This is a genomic window from Candidiatus Paracoxiella cheracis (assembly GCF_049348705.1).
GTDB lineage: Bacteria > Pseudomonadota > Gammaproteobacteria > Coxiellales > Coxiellaceae > Paracoxiella > Paracoxiella cheracis.
In genome coordinates, this window is the sequence record NZ_CP186485.1 from 2,133,896 (window position 1) to 2,153,888 (window position 19,993).

The window sequence follows — 19,993 nt, forward strand, 5'->3', positions numbered from 1 at the left end:
TCGGTCAGTTTTAAAACTCACACATTCTATACCAATTCCTGAAAGGTTCAAGTCTATTAATCTTCCCACTCTCCTTGGAATACGGTTGTTGCGGGTCCGGTCATTAGAATGGGTGTATCGGGCCCCTGCCAGTGGATGGATAGGCTGCCACCCGGCTGGCTCACCATCACACGCTCTTGAAGCAAACCATTGCGGCGACCCACGGCAACCGCAGCACAAGCACCACTGCCGCACGCCAGAGTCTCTCCGGTACCGCGCTCATAGACACGCAGGCGAATATTCTGAGGATTGATGACCTGCATGAAGCCCACGTTGGTGCCTTCCGGAAACCGGTCATGAGTGCTTAATTGCGCACCTAGGGTCGAAACTAAACCTGCATCAATCTGATCTACGGGAATTATCGCATGGGGATTTCCGATATTGACTACACCCAATTTGACTAATTGATTATTCACCTCAACGTCATACAAATTTGCAGCCTTATCCGCAACAAATGGGACGTCCACTGGATTGAAATGCGGCACCCCCATATGGACCGAAACCTTATCGTCGTTTTCCAATTTGAGGTGAAGAATGTCAGACAGCGTTGATATCGCAAACTCGCTAGCCTTGCTCAGATTCTGCTCTTGAATAAAGCGCGCAATACACCGAGCCCCGTTACCGCACTGACCCACCTCGCTCCCATCAGCGTTAAAAATACGAAAGTTAAAGTCTACTCCGTTGCGGCCCGATGATTCTAAGACTAACAATTGATCAAAACCGACCCCAAATCGGCGGTTAGCCATTTTTTGGATTTGGGATGTCGTGAGCTGAAAGGGATCCTTCGTTGCATTGATGACGGCAAAGTCATTCCCCAATCCCTGCATTTTTGTAAATCGTACTTTCATCAGAAGTTGTATACCAAGGCAATGTTAGTGATGGTGTCCGTCTTCTCGGTGTTCGAACTACCCATCGGAATTTTTGAGTAATATTGTACCGTATAGGATAGCTGAGCCGCCAGATGCCCTGCAAGCGTAGCCGTTAACGCCGTAACCGAGTTCAAATAATCGAAAGGCGGACCAATGTCATAGTTAAGTTGTTCCGAAAGAGCGACTTTACTGGTGATTTGCCAGTTCATCGTCATTGCCGTCGATAAAATCAAATGGTTGTCGTAAATACGCGTGGTACGAATAAAATCGTGACGAATACCAGGGCCAGCCTGCGCGCTCAGTGTGAATCGTTTTGTTTTTATAAGCTCTCGACCATAACCCGCTGAAAATACCACTTGATACTCATAAGGACTAAAACGATCTTCGATGAAGCGAAAATTTGAAAAAATATAATTTCTACGCGACTTGGTAAAATAATAAGTGAACTGATTCGTCAAAAAATATTGTTCTTTGGTAACTACTCCTAAGCTTTTGTTTAAATATGCATTGGCCTGAAATGTGTTGGCCCATTTTGGTTTGTTATACAATACGTTGAGGCCTGCGCTTAAGTTGCTGTTGTTTGAATTACCTGTATTGACCACATAACCTAATTGCGCATTCGTTCCATTCCAGGGACTTTTTTTCTTTTTTTTCAGACGCTTTTCTTCTTTTATTTTTTTAAAAACTTTTTCACAAGACGCAGCCGTCGGCAATGGTGCCACACATTTTTGAGAGGGTTTTGGTAACTGCTTTGTTGCGGATTGCACCGAAGTATTTGATATAGCTGCAAAAGCAGCAGTGGATTTTAAGCTGAACAAGACAATCGCCCACTTTTCCCAACTATTTAACATCACTCCCCCTATTTATTTAATGCGCACCCCTAAAAATCCATTTACGGCCAATCTGAAATCTATCCTACACAGTCTAGTGCGTTTGAGGATGCATTATAAAAAGGAAGCGTCAAAAAAATCTACCGCTGCTGAACGTTTTTCGATTTTTTTGCATTATTTGCTTGATGCTGGGTCGGCTTTGCATGCGGGGGTAAATATAAACCTCCGGTTTGTCCACAAGCAGTTAGCAAGCAGAATATTGGTAATGCAATGATTAATTTTTTCATGAAGGAGGCGTCCATAAAACATACTCTAGTTATTTTGTATCGAACACTCTACAATTAAATCATGAACGATAGCAACATCTTAGAAACTGTTAACATTAATCCTACGAAATCCGCATGGGGTAGTGTGATATGGCTGCATGGACTCGGTGCAGACGGCCATGATTTTACCGATATTGTGCCACAACTGAATCTTCCGGATGATTTGCACCTTCGTTTTATTTTTCCTCATGCGCCCATAAGACCCGTTGCAATCAATGCTAACATGCAGATGCGCGCATGGTTTGACGTTTATGGTCTTGAAAATTTAGATCAAGAAGATGAACCCGGCATCCTCGACGCCCAACGTGCTGTAACCAAGCTGATTGAACAAGAAGTAGCAAATGGCGTGGCTAGCGATCGCATTGTTTTGGCAGGTTTTTCTCAAGGGGGCGCAATGTCGTTGTAAACCGGCTTGCGCTATGACAAACCGCTAGCAGGAATCATCGCGCTTTCTACGTATTTACCGCTAGCAAAGAAGCTATCAGCCGAAGCGAGTGAAGCAAATAACCAAACGCCCATCTTAATGGCCCACGGACGCTTCGATCCCGTGCTACCCATTATTCTGGGGAAAAAAACCTATGAGCTGCTTGAGCATTTAGGTTATCCCATCGAGTGGCATGAATATCCCATGGCGCATCAAGTTTGCTTCGAAGAAATTGAACTGATCGGAAAGTGGTTGCAACACGTTTTTCGACAACCACAATAAATAAATCTTACTGAGACAAATACTGCGAGCTATCCAATCCAGGCAGCATTTCCTTTAAATGTTCTAACTCTTCCACTGTGCCAACATTAAACCAAGGGCCACGATAAATTTCACCACTGACATGGCCACGTTCAATGGATTCATTAAACAATGGAGATATTGAAAAATGTTGTGGCTCACAATTTTTAAAGAGACGCGGATGCACTTTTGCAATACCAGAGTACGTCAATTTTTTACCTTGCATGGATACTTGGCCCGTTTCAGAAAGCGCATAATCGCCTTTTGGATGAAAACTCGGATTTTCAACTAGAACTAAATGTGCATCCTCATCTGATGGCATCATCACAGGGTTAAATGGATATTGACTCCAAACATCTGAACTTATCAAAATAAAGGGTTCGTCGCCCAATAATGGTAGCGCTTGAAAAATACCACCACCTGTCCCCAATGGATTACCCTCTTCAAAAGAATATTCAATGCGCAAGCCGTACGGTTTACCATCACCTAGTTTTTCAATGATTTGTTTGGCGTGATAACAAACATTAATAACAACCTCTTCAATACCCGCGCGTTTTAGTGCCAATAAATTATATTCGATTAAACAATGTGGACCGACCTGCAATAAAGGTTTGGGTATTTTATCGGTGAGTGGCTTTAATCGCGCGCCTCGACCCGCTGCTAATATCATCGCCTTCATTATAATACTCTCCTACTTTTTCTTATTGAGCAGCGGCCTAAGATCGGCAAACTCTGGATAACGATCGCAAACTCCTTCAGCATATTTAATAATTCTTGGAATATACTGCAAATATTCAGACTTGTGATCCCGTTCGTGTAATCGGGCAAAAATACCAATACACTTTAAATTACGTTGCAAGCCTATCCAATCGAACCAACGGATGAACTGCTTGGGATTTTGCTCATGGAGTAATCCAGCTTGTATCGCTTGTTTTTGAAACGTGAGCACCCACTTCTCAACCTGCTCTGAGGGCCAGTCGATATAGCAATCGCGCAGTAACGACAATAAATCGTAGGTAATTGGCCCCCAAACTGCGTCCTGAAAATCTAATATCCCCGGTTGTATATTGTCATCCACCACCATCAGGTTACGCGAGTGATAGTCTCGATGCACACAGACTTGGGGCTGAGACAACGCGTCTTCGATCAACAACGAATACACATTATCTAACGCGGCTAACTCAGCATTGTTCAACGACACCTTCAGGAAATTTTTCAAATACCAATCCCGAAACCAAGACATCTCTTCCAAGTACAATGTTCCATCAAATTTTGGCAAGACATAGCCTTCAACATCTTGGCACGATTGGATTAATAATAAATCATCAAATGCTTTCTGATATAAATTGTGGCACGTTTTCGGTGTCAGTGCGTTGAGATACAACTGATCACCAAAATCGGTTAGCAACAAAAAACCGTGCTCAACATCTTCTGCATAAATAACAGGAACATTTAAGCCCAACTTATAAAATGTTTTTGCGATCGCAATGAAGGGCTTGCAAGATTCTTTTTTAGGAGGCGCATCCATAGCAACATAGGTCGTATCACCACAATGAACTCTGAAATAGCGACGAAAGCTGGCATCACCTGTAAGTGGCACAATCTTTTGCATCGGCATTTCTAAATTATCTTGCAACCAATCGCGCAACATTTTTAACCGTTCATCTAAACCCGGCGTGACACGTGTTGTCATATCGATCCTTATTACGTTACCATCTTCTACACAAAATGCCGGACAAAATATGAAACGATTTTACTTTTTTGCACTCTTCACTGCCTTGCTCGTCGATCAGCAAAGCAGCTATACAGAAACAACGGCGACTCACTATCAAATACACCCATCCCTACAAGAAACCGTGACCAGCAACTCATTTAAACCTAAAAAGGCTACCAAAACCAAAACCAGAAAACAACGGCGCCATATCTCAGGCACACTACCAGAATTTTTGCCGAGAAAACAATATCTTCAGTATATCGCAGATGAACTGGGCTGGGTGGAGAGCAATGACCCCTGTGCAATTTGTGGTGGTTATTTTGAAGAACCAAAGATTTTAGAGCAGTTCCCTCACCCAGGCAGCATCAAAAAAGAGCCAACGACAATAACAGCCAAAGGACCCGTTACTTACGCCTCAAAGGGTGTTTCCACCCTAAAAAAAGATGTCGTTGTGACACAGCCCGGGCGAATCGTCAAAGCAGACAAAGCCTACATTTATCGCAACAGTAAAACAGGAAAAATCTCAAAAATCACACTGATCGGCCATGTCCGCATGCGCGAAGCGGGTAAGTTAATCGTGGCAGATACCAGCACACTAACGCTTTACCCTCAAACTGCGACATTGGTTAACGCAGCCTATCATGTCTACAGTGAGCATCCCTATACTTCAACGATCAAGGGCCCATTTAACGCCTGGGGAACCGCAAAACACGCTAAACGAGAGGCTTCTGGCATTATCCGCCTGAAAGATGCCACTTATACAACCTGTTCACCCACAGATCCAGCCTGGCAAGTTCGTGCCAGTCGTATCGTTCTGGATAAAAAAAAGGGCGTGGGCAAAGCTTACGGCGCGGTGCTGACGTTTAAACATATTCCTTTATTAGCAACGCCTTACTATTCATTCCCATTGAATCATGAGCGAAAAACGGGATTTTTAACACCTAAAATAGGTTTTAGCACGCGATCAGGCGCTGATTTTGGTTTTCCTTTTTATTGGAATATGGCACCCAACTATGACCTGACCATAACACCCGAATGGTTAACAAAAAGAGGGTTTGAGTTAACGACTTATTTTCGTTACTTGAGTGAGCGCAGCGTTGGCCGTATTTACATCAACTATCTTCCCTACGATCCTGTGTTTAAACAATTTCGTACCGATGACTATAATACCTTCAGTGACGCAGCACTTTATAACCAAGCTTTTTATGCACCTTACTTAAACGCGTTACAAACCATGCATAATTATCGTGGCTTCGTTACGATGAAAGACGATACACGTTTCAATTCAGAATGGACGGCGCACCTAAATATTAATTACGTTACCGATCCTTATTATTTTTCTGACATCGGCGGCACGATGGGTGGTTTTTCGACTGCAAACCAACTATTAAATCAAGCTGATCTAGAATATTCCGGCTGGCATTGGCAACTAAAAGGCTTAGTTCAAGCGTATCAGACATTACATATTATTAACCAAACGCAAAATCCTGCTTTAGATCAATATCAGCGTTTGCCCGACATTATCGCAAATGCCTATTATCCAGATTTATCAGCGCCTTTCGATTTATATTGGAATAGTGAAATTACTAACTTTAGTTATCAAAGTAACTTTACTCCAGACCAACCCATTGGCCAACGCCTTCACCTTCGACCCGGTATTGCTTTCCCAATTTATAAAGCAGCAAATTATATTACACCGCAATTATGGCTCGATACGACGAGCTACAATGTAGAGCACATCCAACCTGGTCAAGTCAGTAGTGCTAGCCGTGTTTTACCTATTTTTGATATCGATAGCGGACTCTATTTTGATCGATACTTTCATTTAGGGCACAGCCAATATACACAGACCTTCGAGCCGAGATTCTTTTACCTTCTTGTACCGTATAAAAATCAAGACAACCTACCCAACTTCGACACGGTATTATTACCATTTTCTTTCCAGCAGCTATTTGCAATGAACCGATTCACTGGAGATGACCGCCTCGATAATGCCAACCAGATCAGCCTCGGCCTAACAAGCCGAATCTTGAATGCTGACACCGCCGATCCCGTGTTGAGGGGGGATATCGGCTTCATTTATTACTTTGCAGAGCCCAAAGTCTGTCTATCGGCGGGTTGCACTCAGCCCCAACACCATGTTTCGCCCATCGTATCTGATCTTACTTATTATCCGACCAAGCAATGGTCGCTAACCGGTAGCTTCGCCTGGGATCCTAACCTCAAGCAAACGAACAATGCCGGACTCAACATAAATTATGACGGCCACAACAACCATATCGTGAGCCTGGGATACGTGTTTGTGCACGAAAACGGCGCCTCTATCGTAACCACAACGGTCACACCACCCTCGAACGTCTATAGCAACAACACGAGCCAGCTCACCTTCTCAACTATCTGGCCCATTGTAAAAAAGTGGAGCGCAGTGGGTTACATCGATTATAATATCAATCGGCGTAGAATCGATAACCTCTACGCTGGACTACAGTACGATACGTGCTGTTGGGCATTGCGGTTAATCATGCAGCGCTCCTATGTGAGCACAACGGTGAACAACAATGGAAGCTTACACAACGCTTTCGACAATTCGTTCTACATTCAACTGCAGCTTAAAGGTTTAGGCGATTTTGGGATGGCTAACACGAGCCGATTATTGTCAAGTACTATCCCAGGATTTCAAGATTAGCCCGCGCAACGGCAACCAAAGTAGAGCTTCCCGATGGCTCCCTTTGGAAACTCCATCGGGATACGAATTTCGTAAAAAATTGCGAAATTCTTGATTAGACGAGGTAAGGCAGTAATGAAGATGAGATTTATTTGGATTTTTTTAGTGAGCATGGGTTTTTTAAGCGTCAGTGTGGCAGATAACAATCTCCCCATACCTAACACTACGCCCTTAAAATCAATAAATGGGATTGCAGCTACCGTCAACAGCGAAATCATTACAGAGCAACAGTTAGATCATGCTCTTTATGCCGCGCGACAACAGTTTCAACACAATAATGTACCGTTACCGGATTCCGCAACGCTAAGAAAAGAAGTCTTGCAGCAATTAATTTATCAGCACTTGCAATTAGAAATTGCAAAACGTAATAAAATTACGGTCAGCGATAAAGAAGTCGATCAGGCTATTTCTCATCTGGCTGCCGAAAATCATGCAACCATTTCGCAACTCAAAGAAAAGTTAGCACAACAAGGCTTGTCTTATACAGGATTTCGAAAGCAGCTTCGCAAGCAATTAATTATTACCAAATTACAACGCGAAGCTATTTTAAGCAATATTCACATTAACAAATCAGACATCAACGCTTTTCGCCAAGAACATGCTACAGAAACGAATCCAATGCAATATCACGTCGCCCATATTTTGATACCATTACCAGATTCACCCTCACCAGCACAAATCAAGCAGACAAAAGCAAAGGCAGAAGCTGTATTAAAACAATTACGAGCAGGTAAGAGTTTTGATTCTTTCGCCGATAATTACGCTGGCAGTGGCGATCTTGGCTGGCGCGCTTTAGAGGATTTACCCGCAATTTTTGCTAACCCAATCTCGACAATGAAGCCAGGCAGTTTTTCTAGCCCAATACGTGCAGCCAACGGATTTCATATTCTTAAATTAGAAGGGAAGCAACAAAAAGATGCCTATAGCGACCAACAAATTCAAAGCCTGATCACGCAACAAAAATTTGAAAAGGCACTGAAAAAATGGCTAGACCAACTCTATAAGTCTGCTTATATTCACATTAACAATTAATATAAGTGCTTCGTTAGAAATGAAAGCAATTGTTATAACATCGGGTGAGCCGGCAGGAGTCGGCCCCGATATTCTATTAAAGTTATCACAACATATCACACCGACACCTGTCGTTGGCATTATCGATCGCGATTTATTGGCCCAACGCGCCAAACTTTTAGGCATCAACGCATCATTTCCAGACTATAATCCGAATACGACACATCGACCTCCTTTTTCCATAAAACATCTTCCTTTAAAAGTGGCTTGCGAGTCTGGAAAACCCAATATTGCAAACACAACTTATGTTATCGACATGATTAAACAGGCCGTGCAAGGTTGCCTCGATCATCAATTTTCTGCGTTAGTCACTGCACCCGTTAATAAGGCGATTATTAATGAGGCCGGCATCGATTTTTCTGGGCATACCGAATTATTAACCCAACTGACAAACACCGATCAATCCGTTATGTTGATGGTGAACCAACGGTTACGCGTGGCATTACTCACAACACATATCCCCCTAACCGCTGTGCCACACGCAATCACAGCAGAAAAATTAACACGTTGTCTCGAAATCATCGATACCGATCTCAAAAGTAAATTCAAAATAAAGAGGCCACGCATTTTAGTCTGTGGCTTAAATCCACATGCGGGTGAAAATGGTCATCTGGGGCGAGAAGAAATCACAATAATCACCCCTACACTTGAAAAGTTGCGTGCTCGTGGTTTTGAACTGATTGGACCAGTTGCTGCCGATACTGCCTTTACCGCTTCACGATTACATAATGTCGACGTCGTGCTAACGATGTATCATGACCAAGGATTACCGGTGATTAAATCACAAGGGTTTGGCGAAACCGTTAACACTACACTCGGACTGCCCATCATCCGAACTTCGGTCGATCACGGCACCGCGTTTGAACTTGCCGGCACCGGCAAAGCCGATGACAGCAGTTTGTTAGCAGCCGTTAAATTAGCGATGGATCTAGCAAGTTAAAGACCATGTAGCAGCTCTACTCTCATCGACAGGGATGACGGGCAAAAAACCAGGAAAATACGATGAAACCTCGCAAACGCTTTGGCCAACATTTTCTCAGGGACCCAAACGTTCTCAATAAACTACTATCAGCTATCGCTCCGAGATCCACGGATCACGTCGTGGAAATCGGCCCTGGCCAAGGTGTGCTCACAGAACTTTTATTGCCAGCCGTCAAGCGACTCGATGCCATTGAAATCGATCGTGACCTCGTCACCCTCCTCGAAGAGCGTTTTTCAGCGGATAATAATCTCACGATTCACCAAGCCGATGTCTTAAAATTCGATTTGAATTCAATCGAAACAGATAACGAACGATTACGTATAGTGGGTAATTTGCCGTACAATATTTCGACACCCTTGCTCTTCAAGCTCTTTTCCTATGGCAACCTCATTCAAGACATGATCTTTATGTTGCAAAAAGAAGTCGTGGATCGATTAACAGCAACTCCCGGCTCGCACGACTATGGTCGTCTCAGTGTCATGGCACAATATTTTTGTGAAGACTCTAGATTATTTACTGTCGGCCCAGAAGCATTTTCACCGCCACCTAAAGTCGAATCTGCCGTCGTTTGTTTGATTCCACGGCAACACACTCATTCTGTCAACGATTTGAACTTATTGACCACTATTGTTCGAGAAGCATTTAGTTATCGCCGCAAGACCTTGCGAAATTGTTTAAAAAAATATATTTCAGCCGAGGATCTTCAGACATTGAATATCGATCCCATCAAACGCCCACAAGAATTAACAGTGGAAGATTTTGTCAAAATCAGTAATATGGTTAACACGACATCAAACTAGAGGGGCACTGGTATGCAATATAAACACGTTCTCGCCGCTGTCGACTTATCACCACAAAGCAAGCAAGTCGCAACTCGTGCACTTGAACTCACAGAACGAAATAACGCCTCCTTTGATATCGTTCATGTTGTCGAGCAATCACCCCTTGCCTATGGTGGTGAGTTCTCAATCCCAATCAATGTGAATTTAGAACACGCTATTGAAACGGAAGCGCGAAAACAACTTTCGACTTTATGCAACGAGCTCAATATTTCAACAAAAAATCAGCATGTGCTCGTTGGCGCTGTCAAAACCACCGTTCTAGAATTAGCCGTACAATTAAAAATCGATCTAATTGTCGTCGGCACGCATGAGCATCACGGCCTTGATATATTATTGGGCTCTCGCGCCAATGCCATATTGCATGGTGCGAAATGTGACGTCTTAGCGGTGCGCGCAAAAGAGTCTAAATAAAATAGTATTTTGAAATTTTTTGGCGTAAAATATCACTAGTTTTGCCAAATGCGAGCAGAAGGAAGCAAGGAAGTAAACATGGATTTCAATTTCTCCTGTCACTTACTTTCAATCTTACAATTTTTAGCAAATGCTGAGTCTCAGCCTATTTTTTTATACAAATCAACATATTAATCTCGTAACAAGCAAGCAAAAGGAAGTAGGGGTATAAACATGGATTTCAATTTGTCTAGTCACTTAATTCCAATCTTACAGTTTTTAACGAATGCTGATTCTCAGCATGTTTTGTTGTGGGAATCAACATAACCGAATTTAGTAATCCGATGATTACTAAATTTTTCATTCATCTTTAACAAAAGGAACTTGATCATGAAAAAATTTACCATTTCTTTTTTATCAATAACCGCAGCATTTTTTGTGTCGCTGTTACCAATGTCAGGCATTGCCAACACAAACCCTTTTCTTCAGCTTGTTAAAGGGGCATCTGCTCCAATCACAGGGGAGTGCGGAAATCCTGGCGATAAGGATTTTTGCTCTTGTTTCACAAAGGCAATAATCGACGGTTGTAAAAGTCAACCTGTTCATCCGCAATGCACCCCTGCTGGCATTAATGAAGAAATTACCGCATTGTTGGCAGAAGGCTATAACTATGCCCAAATTTGTAGTGACTTTCACTCTCCTGTTCCGGCATCAGAATGCACGGCGGACTTGAAATATTGGCACTCAACTGCTAGCTGTAGGGCCCCAAGTCTATCGTAAATAAAAACAAACTCGCTTTATACACAGCGGTCACACGATCGCTGTATTTTATTGACTCAATTAATTTTAGGTGAATCGTGCAAAAGGTTACTAAACGTCTCTTACTTTCATTGTCACTACTACTCATTTTATTTAGGACCGTCGTGTTTGCGAATAACACAAAACACAAATACAATCCATTTCCTACTAGATGGCGCGCCAAACCATTTTACTTCGGATTTCAATTTGGATATGGAAGCACCGACTGGAGTCAATTAGTCGCTCGTTATGCGACCCGCGCTGACTATTACTTACTAAGAGTATCTGCACCCATTCAAGCCGGTGATCGCGGCGCAACGTGGGGATTTGTAGTCGGATGGGAAGTACAACCGCATTTCGCCATGGAGGTGAACTACGTCCGATTTCCAAATACAACTATTTTCTTTGATCCTGCAAGTATTTACACGATCAATTACAAAATCATCACCATGCGATCATACACATATGCTTATAGCTTCCTAGGTAAGTTTATGGTGCAAATTGCTAGAACAGGTATTCGAGGTTTTGCCAATGCAGGAGGAGCATTAATTCATCGCAATGATCTACTAGTCAATACCACTCATGTTGACCCAACATTTGGTGTCGGGCTCAATTACGTTTTTCCTTGTCAAATTATGCTGGAATTCGGATTCCAATATTATGCAGGATACGGCAAAGCAGTGTTACGCCCGGCGATCAATTACATTCCGTTCCTGTATTCAGTGCATTTAAAAATCGCCTATCGCATTTAATCAATGATTGCTTTCGCGCTGTATTTCTCGTAACCTAAAGACTGAGTCTTTAATGGACTAAACTCATGAGTGAAAACCTTGACAATCAATTAGCACAGGCATTATTGGCTGAACGAAAGTCGGACCGCCGATGGCGCAATATTCGGTTTGCCGGCTGGATGATCATCTTGTTGCTCATCATCATTCTCATCTTTGCCCCCTCACCCAGTCAACTTGGAGCAAAAACACCAGCAGGGTCCTACGTTTCATTAGTGCGTTTAGATGGCATAATTATGCCAAACACTACTTTTTCGGCGGAGCGAGTCATCCCCGAATTGCAAGATGCGTTTAGCGACTCAAAATCTAAGGGTGTCGTACTACTGATTAATTCACCGGGCGGCAGTGCTGTGCAAGCCTCTATCATTCACGACAAAATTCTTGAACTTAAACGCAAATACAAAAAGAAAGTGGTTGTTGTCGGTGAAGATGCGTTGGCATCAGGCGCTTATCTCGTTTCTTCTGCCGCTGATAAAATCTATGTGAATCCAGATACACTCACCGGCTCCATTGGCGTTGTGATGAGCGGCTTCGGTTTTGTGGGCACCATACAAAAATTAGGTGTCACGCGTCGATTGTTCACCGCAGGAAAATATAAAGATCGCTTAGATCCCTTTGAGCCATTAGATCCTGCCGATGTCACCAAGGTAAACACATTACTAGCACAGGTTCACCAAAACTTTATTAACGATGTAGTGCAGGGACGAGGCGATCGTCTGCACGGCAATCATGATGAATTATTTTCGGGTGATTTTTGGACGGGACAAGAAGCGGTGAAATTGGGTCTTGCCGATGGCACAGCGAATTTGTGGACCGTACTGCAAAAAGAATTCGATGTGAAACATTATAAAGATTACTCGACAAAAATACCGCTCGTCCAAATGTTGTTAAAAGATGTGGGTACAGAATTACACTTTCATCTATTAAATAATAGCTCACCCGTGCGCGCACAAGCCTATTAACGAGATTCCAATGGCCACTTATATTATTGGTGACGTTCAAGGTTGTTACCAAGAACTCCAAGAATTATTACAAACAATCGATTTCAATCCGGATACTGACAAACTCGCCTTCGTCGGTGACATTGTTAATCGAGGGCCAAATTCACTCGAGGTGTTACGCTTCATTAAACAGTTAAAAAATCCTTGGGTTGTCCTTGGCAATCATGATCTTTTCTTATTAATTATCGGTTATAAATTAATGCCAACCGATGCTTACGAGCACACGCTCGATGCTGTGTTGAGAGCTCCCGATAAACAGGATTTAATCGAATGGCTACGCCATCAACCGCTGATTCATGCTGAAAATCAGGCTTTATTAGTGCATGCTGGCTTACCACCACAATGGAACGTCGAAGAAAGTTTACAACACGCCGAGGAAGTTGCAGCCGTTTTACAAGGGCCAAACTTTCAAAAATTCTTAACGCACTTATTTGGCAATGAACCAACAACCTGGAACGATAGTTTGAATGGGCAAGATCGTTGGCGTTACATTACCAATGCACTAACTCGGATGCGATTTTGCAGTGAGGCAGGAGAGTTAGATTTAGATGCCAACGGAAAAATGAGCACCAACTCCAAAAAATATCGCCCCTGGTTTGATTGGCGAGATTCAAACCAAGACAACCTCGATATTTACTTTGGCCACTGGGCTGCACTCAATGGCGAATGTGATGCACCTCGTTGCCATGCGCTCGACACCGGTTGTGCCTGGGGGCACTGCCTTACCGCCTTGCGGCTAGACGATAAAAAACGCTTTAAAATCCCCTGCCATTCGTCATTGCGGATGTAGCTTTATTGACAAACCCACCCCAATGCGCAGTACTTTGTATTGCAATATGAGAGGTATTCAATGGCAGGAACCGTTACCAGGGATGGAAAAATATTGTGACATTTCGAGCGACGCGAGAAATCTCATTTGAATTTCAATTGCTTGGCTTACGCGATTGGTGTTACTGTTTTTCGGGAATCGCCCTCCTTGGCTGCTAAGTACTTCCATGGTACTTACGCCGGCAAAACAGTAACACCAACCTCTTTGCCGCAATTGAAATGCTGTTTGAGAGTGGATGACTCAACCTAACCTCGTCATCCCGGAAATTTTGCATCAGGATATGCAAAATTATCCGGGATCCAAACCGTTACCAGGGATGGAAAAAATCACGTCATTCCGAGCATGGCGAGGCTCGTTTTTCGCAGGAAATCACCCACAAATGACGCTCCACATCCCGAGGGCACATAGTCTTGAATTTCAATTGCTTGCCAGTACGAGAAAGAGTCCGCGTTTTTCGGGAATCGCCATCCGTGGCTGCTTAGTGCCATCCTGGCACTAACGCCCTAAAACACGGACTCTTTCTCTTTGCCGCAATTGAAATGCTGTTTGAGAGCGGATGACTCAACCTAACCTCGTCATCCCGGAAATTTTGCACCAGGATGTGCAAAATTATCCGGGATCCAAACCGTTACCAGGGATGGAAAAAATCACGTCATTCCGAGCATGGCGAGGCTCGTTTTTCGCGGGAAATCACCCGCAAATGACGCTCCGCATCTCGAGGGCACATACTTAAAACGTTTTTTCTAGCTGGATGAAGGTATACCCATACCGATTACGCTCATCCGACTGATGCGTTTCAGAGGATATTATTTTCCATGCTTTTTTATCCCATTGCGGGAAAACGGTATCGCCCTCAAACTCATGATCGATGATCGTTAAATATAATCGATCGGCTAATGATAAACTTTCGCGAAAAATACTCTCACCACCGATCATCATCACTTCTTCATTCGTGTCGACAGCCTTAATGGCGTCTGATAATGATGAGAAAACCTCGCAGCCCGGCAGGTTCAATTTTTTTTGGCGTGAAATTACCATATTACGCCGCTGAGGTAATGGTTTCCCGATACTATCAAACGTTTTTCGACCCATGATGATCGGCTTATTCAATGTAATTGCTTTAAAATGCTTGAGATCCGCAGGCAGGTGCCACGGCAAACGGTTATCGTTACCGATAATGCGATTTTTATCCATGGCTGCAATTAGCGAGATAATCATTAATTTAATAACCTGTTTTCAATTGCAAAATGGGTTCGAAGTAGCCAATGTAAATCATCAGCAACCCTGCTATTAAACCAAACAAACTGAATAACGCGGGCACTTTATCCAAGTGGCGTCTCATCAAATGTTTCCACTGCCGCACAAATATTACCCTAAATACACCGATCAGCAACATAAAGAGACCAACCAAAGTGACCACAATTTGCCAGCCAGGCTTGAAGCTACTGTGCTGCATAAAAGCCAAAGTCCCGAATATAACTGGCAATACACCACCCATGATATAGCCTGTTTCAGTTTCCACCATGCGTTTTGCCATGGCTTTCGCATCCTCTGGGTTAAATAATATGCCCAACGATAAAATAACCGAGATCAAACCAAACCATTTAGAAAACATAATATATGTCATAAAAAATCCTTTTCTTATCTTATCTAGAGACACCTTTAGGGATCGTTTAATGGATTTCAATTGCGGCAGGTTCGTGCTTTCATATTGGCAAGCAATTGAAATCGATAAAATGTTTTATGTTTTTTAACCAATTTCTAGAAACGCCCTTTAGTACATCTTAACAATATATTAGAATAGAAAAAAGTCACTAACGACTCTTGGTGTACTTCAAAGCATCACTTGTGCAAGAAGCATAACAGGCAAATGGATACTATATGGAAAGGCTTTTATCACGGACGTTTGGCTTGCTAATACTCCTTAGTTTGGCAGGATGCCATGAGGCTACAACAGGGGTTCTCAATCCCGAAGGCATCGTTACCTACGCAGAAAGACATCTGTTCTTCAATGCGCTCGCACTAATGTTAATCGTGGTAATTCCCGTCATTATTATGAGTTTTGCGTTCATTATTCGTTACCGCGCATCACATAAAACAGCAGAATACAAACCAAACTGGGCTCATAACGTGTTCTTTGAGATCATCTGGTGGGGTGTCCCCTGTGCCATTATCATTGTTTTGGCAATAATCACCTCCATCATGACACATAAGTTAGACCCCTACCGGAAAATTAATGTGCCAGGCACAATCATGCCAGTCGAAGCGGTTGCATTGCCTTGGAAATGGCTGTTTATTTACCCTACTCAAAATATCGCCACAGTGAATTGGCTTGAAATTCCAAAGGGACAGCAAGTTGAATTTTTTCTAACATCTGACAATGTGCCCATGAGCGCATTCTTCATCCCGCAATTAAGTAGCCAGATTTATACGATGGCAGGCATGCGCACTCGATTGCATTTAGTGGCTTCACGCGATGGTATTTTTGAAGGACTAAATGCTCAATACAACGGTGACGGCTTTTCCGATATGCATTTTGAAGTACACGTTGTAGAACCCGCCGAAATGCAACGGTGGGTGAAGCAGGTGAAACAATCTTCCAATCCATTAACTTTATCCGCCTATCAACAATTATTACAACCCGTCATCAACGCGCCCGTTCAATATTATTCTTCCGCTGTACCGGGGTTGTTTGAACATATTATTCAAAAATACAAACAAACTGAACCACCGTCGCCAGGTCCTTGGAATCAGAGCAAACAATAAAGGAATCGTTATGTTAGAAAAACTTTTCTTGGGAAAACTCAGCCTTGATGCCATCCCGATGCACACACCCATCATCATGGGCGCCGGTGTTTTTATGGTGATTGTGGTGTTAGTTTTTTTAGCCATTATTACGATCATGAAAAAATGGTCCTATATTTGGCATGAATGGATCACCTCTGTGGATCATAAAAAAATCGGCATCATGTATTTGATACTTGCTGGCGTCATGCTGTTACGAGGTTTTTCTGATGTTATTTTAATGCGTTTACAGCAGGCTATCGCCGCTGGCAGCAATATGGGGTATTTACCACCCGAACACTACGATCAAATTTTTACGGCTCACGGCGTCATCATGATTTTTTTTGTGGCCATGCCATTAGTGTTTGGTCTTATTAACGTTGTATTACCTTTGCAAATCGGCGCAAGAGACGTTGCCTTTCCTTACCTCAACTCGTTTAGTTTTTGGATGACTTTTGTGGGCGCGATGTTAGTTAATATCTCGCTAGTCATCGGTGACTTTGCCGCGACCGGATGGCTCGCTTATCCGCCATTATCCGAATTATATTATAGCCCCACCGTGGGTGTTGATTATTATATTTGGGCACTACAAATTGCAGGAGTTGGCAGTCTATTAAGCGGTGTGAATTTTCTTGCAACCATTTTTAAAATGCGTTGCCCCGGTATGACGTGGATGAAGATGCCTATTTTTGTGTGGACGTCATTGTGTGCAATGATTTTAGTTGCCTTAGCCTTTCCAATACTTACTGTTTCACTCGGTTTGCTTGAATTAGATCGTTTATTCGGCACCCATTTTTTTACCCAATACGCCGGCGGCAACATGATGATGTACATCAACATGATTTGGGCATGGGGGCATCCTGAGGTTTATATTTTAATACTCCCCGCTTTTGGCGTGTTTTCTGAAGTCGTAGCGACGTTTAGCCAAAAAAAATTATTTGGTTATGTCACCATGGTGTACGCAACAGCCGCCATTACTTTTTTATCTTTTGTTGTGTGGGTACATCACTTTTTCACCATGGGCTCTGGCGCAAATGTGAATACCTTTTTCGGCATTACGACGATGATTATCGCCATCCCGACAGGTGTAAAAGTTTTTAATTGGTTATTTACGATGTATAAAGGGAAAATCGTGTTTGCGACACCCATGTTATGGGTGATTGCTTTTTTTACTACGTTTGCTATTGGCGGCATGACCGGCGTGTTGATGTCCATACCACCCGTTGATTTTCAGGTGCACAACAGTTTATTTCTCGTTGCACATTTTCATAATGTCATCATTGGGGGTCTTCTATTTGGTTTTTTTGCAGGAATTACCTATTGGTTTCCTAAAGCATTTGGTTTTCGCCTAAATAAAAATTGGGGCATCGCTGCGTTTGCCTTTTGGGTTGCTGGTTTTTATATTGCTTTCATGCCACTTTATGTGCTTGGCTTACTCGGTGTCATGCGACGACTCGACCATTATGCTAATGTAGCCCTTCAACCTTATTTTATCACTGCGGCTGTCGGCGCCGGACTCATTTTCATAGGAATTATTTGCCAAATAATTCAGATCGCGGTCAGTATTAAAAATCGTGATGCTTTACGTGATAAAACTGGCGATCCCTGGAATGGCCGCACGCTCGAGTGGTCTGTGCCTTCTCCAGCACCGATCTATAATTTTGCCGTGATACCTACGGTCTCCGCGATCGATCCATATTGGGAAGACAAACAGCGAATCGAAAAGGAAGGCCACAAACATCCAGAACACATCGATTATCACGCTATTCACATGCCTAAAAATACGGCGACTGGTTTTATCATCGCGATGTTTTCAGGTGTGTTTGGGTTTGCGATGACATGGCATATGTGGATTCCCGCAGCAATTGGATTCCTCGGGATGATTGCCACCGTTGTTATACGCACCTTTAACGTCCACACGGATTATTATATTAAAGCAGAAACCGTTAAAAGCACGGAGCTACTTCATTTTAAGGATGCATTATCATGAAATCAGACATCGCCCTCAACCACTACACCCAAGCCGATGAAACCGATGTGTTTGGTTTCTGGCTTTATATTATGACGGATTGCCTCTTATTCGCCTCGTTATTTGCTACTTTTTTAGTGCTCCACCACCCGGGTGCAGTCGGCCCTTCATTGAAGGAACATATCAACCTCGGCTATGTGCTCGGCGAGACATTTTTTTTATTGGCAAGTAATTTCACATTTGGCATCGCCATATTGAGTATGAATAAAAATAAACTAGCATTCACAACACTTTTCTTGATTTTAACATTTATTTTAGGGCTGGGATTTGTGGTCATGGAAGTCACCGAATTCATTAAGCTTGCACATGAAGGTTACACCTGGAATGTGAGTGGTGCTGCTTCTGCCTTTTTTGTTTTAGTCGGTACGCACGGCTTACACGTCAGCATGGGACTGTTGTGGATTCTAATTATGATTTTCCAAATTCCCATCATAAAAACAAATACGATTATTAAGAGACGAATGACTTATCTCGGCCTTTTTTGGAATTTCCTAGATATTGTGTGGATTTTCCTTTACACCATTGTCTATTTGCAAGGAGCTGTTTTATGACTCAAAACCACAGCACTGAACCCGATTACGGCACCGGCAATAAAAATATTAAATTGTATTTAACAGGTATTGTGTTATGCGTTATTTTAACGCTCATTCCCTTTGGGATCGTATCACGTCAACACTCCGTCAGCCCAACGCTCGCGATTATTTATCTCTGCGCCATCCTACAGTTTTTAGCACAAGTTTTCTTTTTCCTGCGTTTGCACGTTAAAAATGAAAAGGGTCGCATGAATTTGATGTCGTTTGTTTTCACGATTTTAATTTTATTGGTGATTGTTTTGGGCTCGTTATGGATTATGTATCACCTTAACTACAACATGATGCACTGACCACGATGAGTCTCAGTGATGTAAAACGAATCAATGCGGCGATAAATATTTTAACATCACCGCACCAACAAGGATTAACCCAATTGCAAACAACATCAAGCTGTTTAACTGTGCTCTAAAGACAAAAATGTCGACAAACGTAATCAACACAATTCCCACGCCACTCCAAACGGCATAAGCCACACTGACATCAATTTGCCGAATAGCCATGCTCAGTCCAACGAAGGCGAGCCCGTAAAAGAAAAACATTAAAATCGTTGGCCAGAATCGTGTTAAGCCATGTGACAACTTTAAAAAACTGGTTCCCGCCACTTCAAGCACCACGGCTGCACTTAACCATAACCAAGGATTCATCTCCCTACCTCCTCT

Annotated in this window: 21 protein-coding genes and 1 pseudogene; 14 read left to right on the forward strand and 8 right to left on the reverse strand. The window is 42.9% G+C overall.

Features of this window, described 5'->3' with window-relative positions:
* Positions 1 to 56 precede the first annotated feature (56 nt).
* The 3 genes from dapF to lptM form a co-directional block, all read right to left on the reverse strand.
* Positions 57 to 887 carry a diaminopimelate epimerase gene (gene dapF / locus ACJMKR_RS11245; RefSeq protein WP_423063132.1) on the reverse strand — a complete coding sequence of 277 codons (831 nt, stop codon included), beginning with the start codon at positions 885 to 887 and terminating at the stop codon, positions 57 to 59.
* A complete protein-coding gene (locus tag ACJMKR_RS11250) occupies positions 887 to 1,759 on the reverse strand; it encodes a DUF481 domain-containing protein (protein ID WP_423063133.1) in 873 nt (290 codons plus the stop codon). The genes dapF and ACJMKR_RS11250 overlap by 1 nt, the downstream gene beginning before the upstream one ends.
* 119 nt (positions 1,760 to 1,878) lie before the next feature.
* Complete coding sequence (gene lptM / locus ACJMKR_RS11255; RefSeq protein WP_423063134.1) at positions 1,879 to 2,040, reverse strand: LPS translocon maturation chaperone LptM; 162 nt, start codon at positions 2,038 to 2,040, stop codon at positions 1,879 to 1,881.
* Positions 2,041 to 2,086: 46 nt separating this feature from the next.
* On the opposite strand from lptM, the pseudogene ACJMKR_RS11260 reads away from it, so the two are divergent.
* Positions 2,087 to 2,770, forward strand: a pseudogene (locus ACJMKR_RS11260) (alpha/beta hydrolase).
* Positions 2,771 to 2,777: 7 nt separating this feature from the next.
* On the opposite strand, the gene murU reads toward ACJMKR_RS11260, so the two are convergent.
* A complete protein-coding gene (gene murU / locus ACJMKR_RS11265; RefSeq protein WP_423063135.1) occupies positions 2,778 to 3,467 on the reverse strand; it encodes an N-acetylmuramate alpha-1-phosphate uridylyltransferase MurU in 690 nt (229 codons plus the stop codon).
* A gap of 12 nt (positions 3,468 to 3,479) precedes the next feature.
* Entirely contained in the window at positions 3,480 to 4,481 is a 1,002-nt protein-coding gene (locus ACJMKR_RS11270) for an aminoglycoside phosphotransferase family protein (RefSeq protein ID WP_423063136.1), read from the reverse strand.
* Between ACJMKR_RS11270 and ACJMKR_RS11275 the strand changes: the two genes are divergently transcribed.
* The 9 genes from ACJMKR_RS11275 to ACJMKR_RS11315 all read left to right on the forward strand — a co-directional run bounded on the left by ACJMKR_RS11275 (position 4,465) and on the right by ACJMKR_RS11315 (position 13,889).
* Positions 4,465 to 7,188 carry an LPS-assembly protein LptD gene (locus ACJMKR_RS11275; RefSeq protein WP_423063137.1) on the forward strand — a complete coding sequence of 908 codons (2,724 nt, stop codon included), beginning with the start codon at positions 4,465 to 4,467 and terminating at the stop codon, positions 7,186 to 7,188. The two genes, ACJMKR_RS11270 and ACJMKR_RS11275, sit on opposite strands and share 17 nt — an antisense overlap.
* 114 nt (positions 7,189 to 7,302) lie before the next feature.
* Positions 7,303 to 8,259: a SurA N-terminal domain-containing protein gene (locus ACJMKR_RS11280; RefSeq protein WP_423063138.1), complete on the forward strand. Its 957-nt coding sequence runs from the start codon at positions 7,303 to 7,305 to the stop codon at positions 8,257 to 8,259.
* A 19-nt stretch (positions 8,260 to 8,278) separates the two neighbouring features.
* Positions 8,279 to 9,238: a 4-hydroxythreonine-4-phosphate dehydrogenase PdxA gene (gene pdxA, locus ACJMKR_RS11285; protein ID WP_423063139.1), complete on the forward strand. Its 960-nt coding sequence runs from the start codon at positions 8,279 to 8,281 to the stop codon at positions 9,236 to 9,238.
* A 62-nt stretch (positions 9,239 to 9,300) separates the two neighbouring features.
* Positions 9,301 to 10,080, forward strand: coding sequence for a 16S rRNA (adenine(1518)-N(6)/adenine(1519)-N(6))-dimethyltransferase RsmA (gene rsmA / locus ACJMKR_RS11290; RefSeq protein WP_423063140.1), 780 nt, complete (start codon positions 9,301 to 9,303; stop codon positions 10,078 to 10,080).
* A 12-nt stretch (positions 10,081 to 10,092) separates the two neighbouring features.
* Positions 10,093 to 10,533 carry a universal stress protein gene (locus ACJMKR_RS11295; RefSeq protein ID WP_423063141.1) on the forward strand — a complete coding sequence of 147 codons (441 nt, stop codon included), beginning with the start codon at positions 10,093 to 10,095 and terminating at the stop codon, positions 10,531 to 10,533.
* Between the two features lie 369 nt (positions 10,534 to 10,902).
* On the forward strand, positions 10,903 to 11,292 hold the full coding sequence (locus ACJMKR_RS11300) for a hypothetical protein (RefSeq protein ID WP_423063142.1): 390 nt from the start codon (positions 10,903 to 10,905) through the stop codon (positions 11,290 to 11,292).
* Positions 11,293 to 11,435: 143 nt separating this feature from the next.
* The gene (locus tag ACJMKR_RS11305; protein ID WP_423063143.1) at positions 11,436 to 12,062 is read left to right on the forward strand and encodes a hypothetical protein; all 627 of its coding nucleotides are present in this window, start codon (positions 11,436 to 11,438) and stop codon (positions 12,060 to 12,062) included.
* A 65-nt stretch (positions 12,063 to 12,127) separates the two neighbouring features.
* Positions 12,128 to 13,060 (forward strand): S49 family peptidase, encoded by a 933-nt coding sequence (locus ACJMKR_RS11310; RefSeq protein ID WP_423063144.1) that lies wholly within the window; start codon positions 12,128 to 12,130, stop codon positions 13,058 to 13,060.
* 10 nt (positions 13,061 to 13,070) lie between these two features.
* Positions 13,071 to 13,889 carry a symmetrical bis(5'-nucleosyl)-tetraphosphatase gene (locus ACJMKR_RS11315; protein ID WP_423063145.1) on the forward strand — a complete coding sequence of 273 codons (819 nt, stop codon included), beginning with the start codon at positions 13,071 to 13,073 and terminating at the stop codon, positions 13,887 to 13,889.
* A 768-nt stretch (positions 13,890 to 14,657) separates the two neighbouring features.
* Here ACJMKR_RS11315 and folA read toward each other — a convergent pair.
* A complete protein-coding gene (gene folA / locus ACJMKR_RS11320; protein WP_423063146.1) occupies positions 14,658 to 15,146 on the reverse strand; it encodes a type 3 dihydrofolate reductase in 489 nt (162 codons plus the stop codon).
* Positions 15,147 to 15,150: 4 nt separating this feature from the next.
* On the reverse strand, positions 15,151 to 15,555 hold the full coding sequence (locus ACJMKR_RS11325; protein WP_423063147.1) for a hypothetical protein: 405 nt from the start codon (positions 15,553 to 15,555) through the stop codon (positions 15,151 to 15,153).
* Positions 15,556 to 15,809: 254 nt separating this feature from the next.
* Between ACJMKR_RS11325 and ACJMKR_RS11330 the strand changes: the two genes are divergently transcribed.
* The 4 genes from ACJMKR_RS11330 to cyoD are packed head-to-tail and all read left to right on the forward strand — an operon-like array spanning position 15,810 to position 19,624.
* Positions 15,810 to 16,694, forward strand: coding sequence for a COX aromatic rich motif-containing protein (locus tag ACJMKR_RS11330; protein ID WP_423063148.1), 885 nt, complete (start codon positions 15,810 to 15,812; stop codon positions 16,692 to 16,694).
* Positions 16,695 to 16,704: 10 nt separating this feature from the next.
* Positions 16,705 to 18,702, forward strand: a complete 1,998-nt coding sequence (gene cyoB, locus ACJMKR_RS11335; protein ID WP_423063149.1) for a cytochrome o ubiquinol oxidase subunit I — start codon at positions 16,705 to 16,707, stop codon at positions 18,700 to 18,702.
* On the forward strand, positions 18,699 to 19,292 hold the full coding sequence (gene cyoC / locus ACJMKR_RS11340) for a cytochrome o ubiquinol oxidase subunit III (protein WP_423063150.1): 594 nt from the start codon (positions 18,699 to 18,701) through the stop codon (positions 19,290 to 19,292). Before cyoB ends, cyoC begins: the two co-directional genes overlap by 4 nt.
* Positions 19,289 to 19,624, forward strand: a complete 336-nt coding sequence (gene cyoD, locus ACJMKR_RS11345) for a cytochrome o ubiquinol oxidase subunit IV (protein WP_423063151.1) — start codon at positions 19,289 to 19,291, stop codon at positions 19,622 to 19,624. The genes cyoC and cyoD overlap by 4 nt, the downstream gene beginning before the upstream one ends.
* Positions 19,625 to 19,654: 30 nt before the next feature.
* Here the strand turns inward: cyoD and ACJMKR_RS11350 are convergent, their stop codons facing one another.
* Positions 19,655 to 19,978 carry a DMT family transporter gene (locus tag ACJMKR_RS11350; protein WP_423063152.1) on the reverse strand — a complete coding sequence of 108 codons (324 nt, stop codon included), beginning with the start codon at positions 19,976 to 19,978 and terminating at the stop codon, positions 19,655 to 19,657.
* Between the last annotated feature and the right edge of the window lie 15 nt (positions 19,979 to 19,993).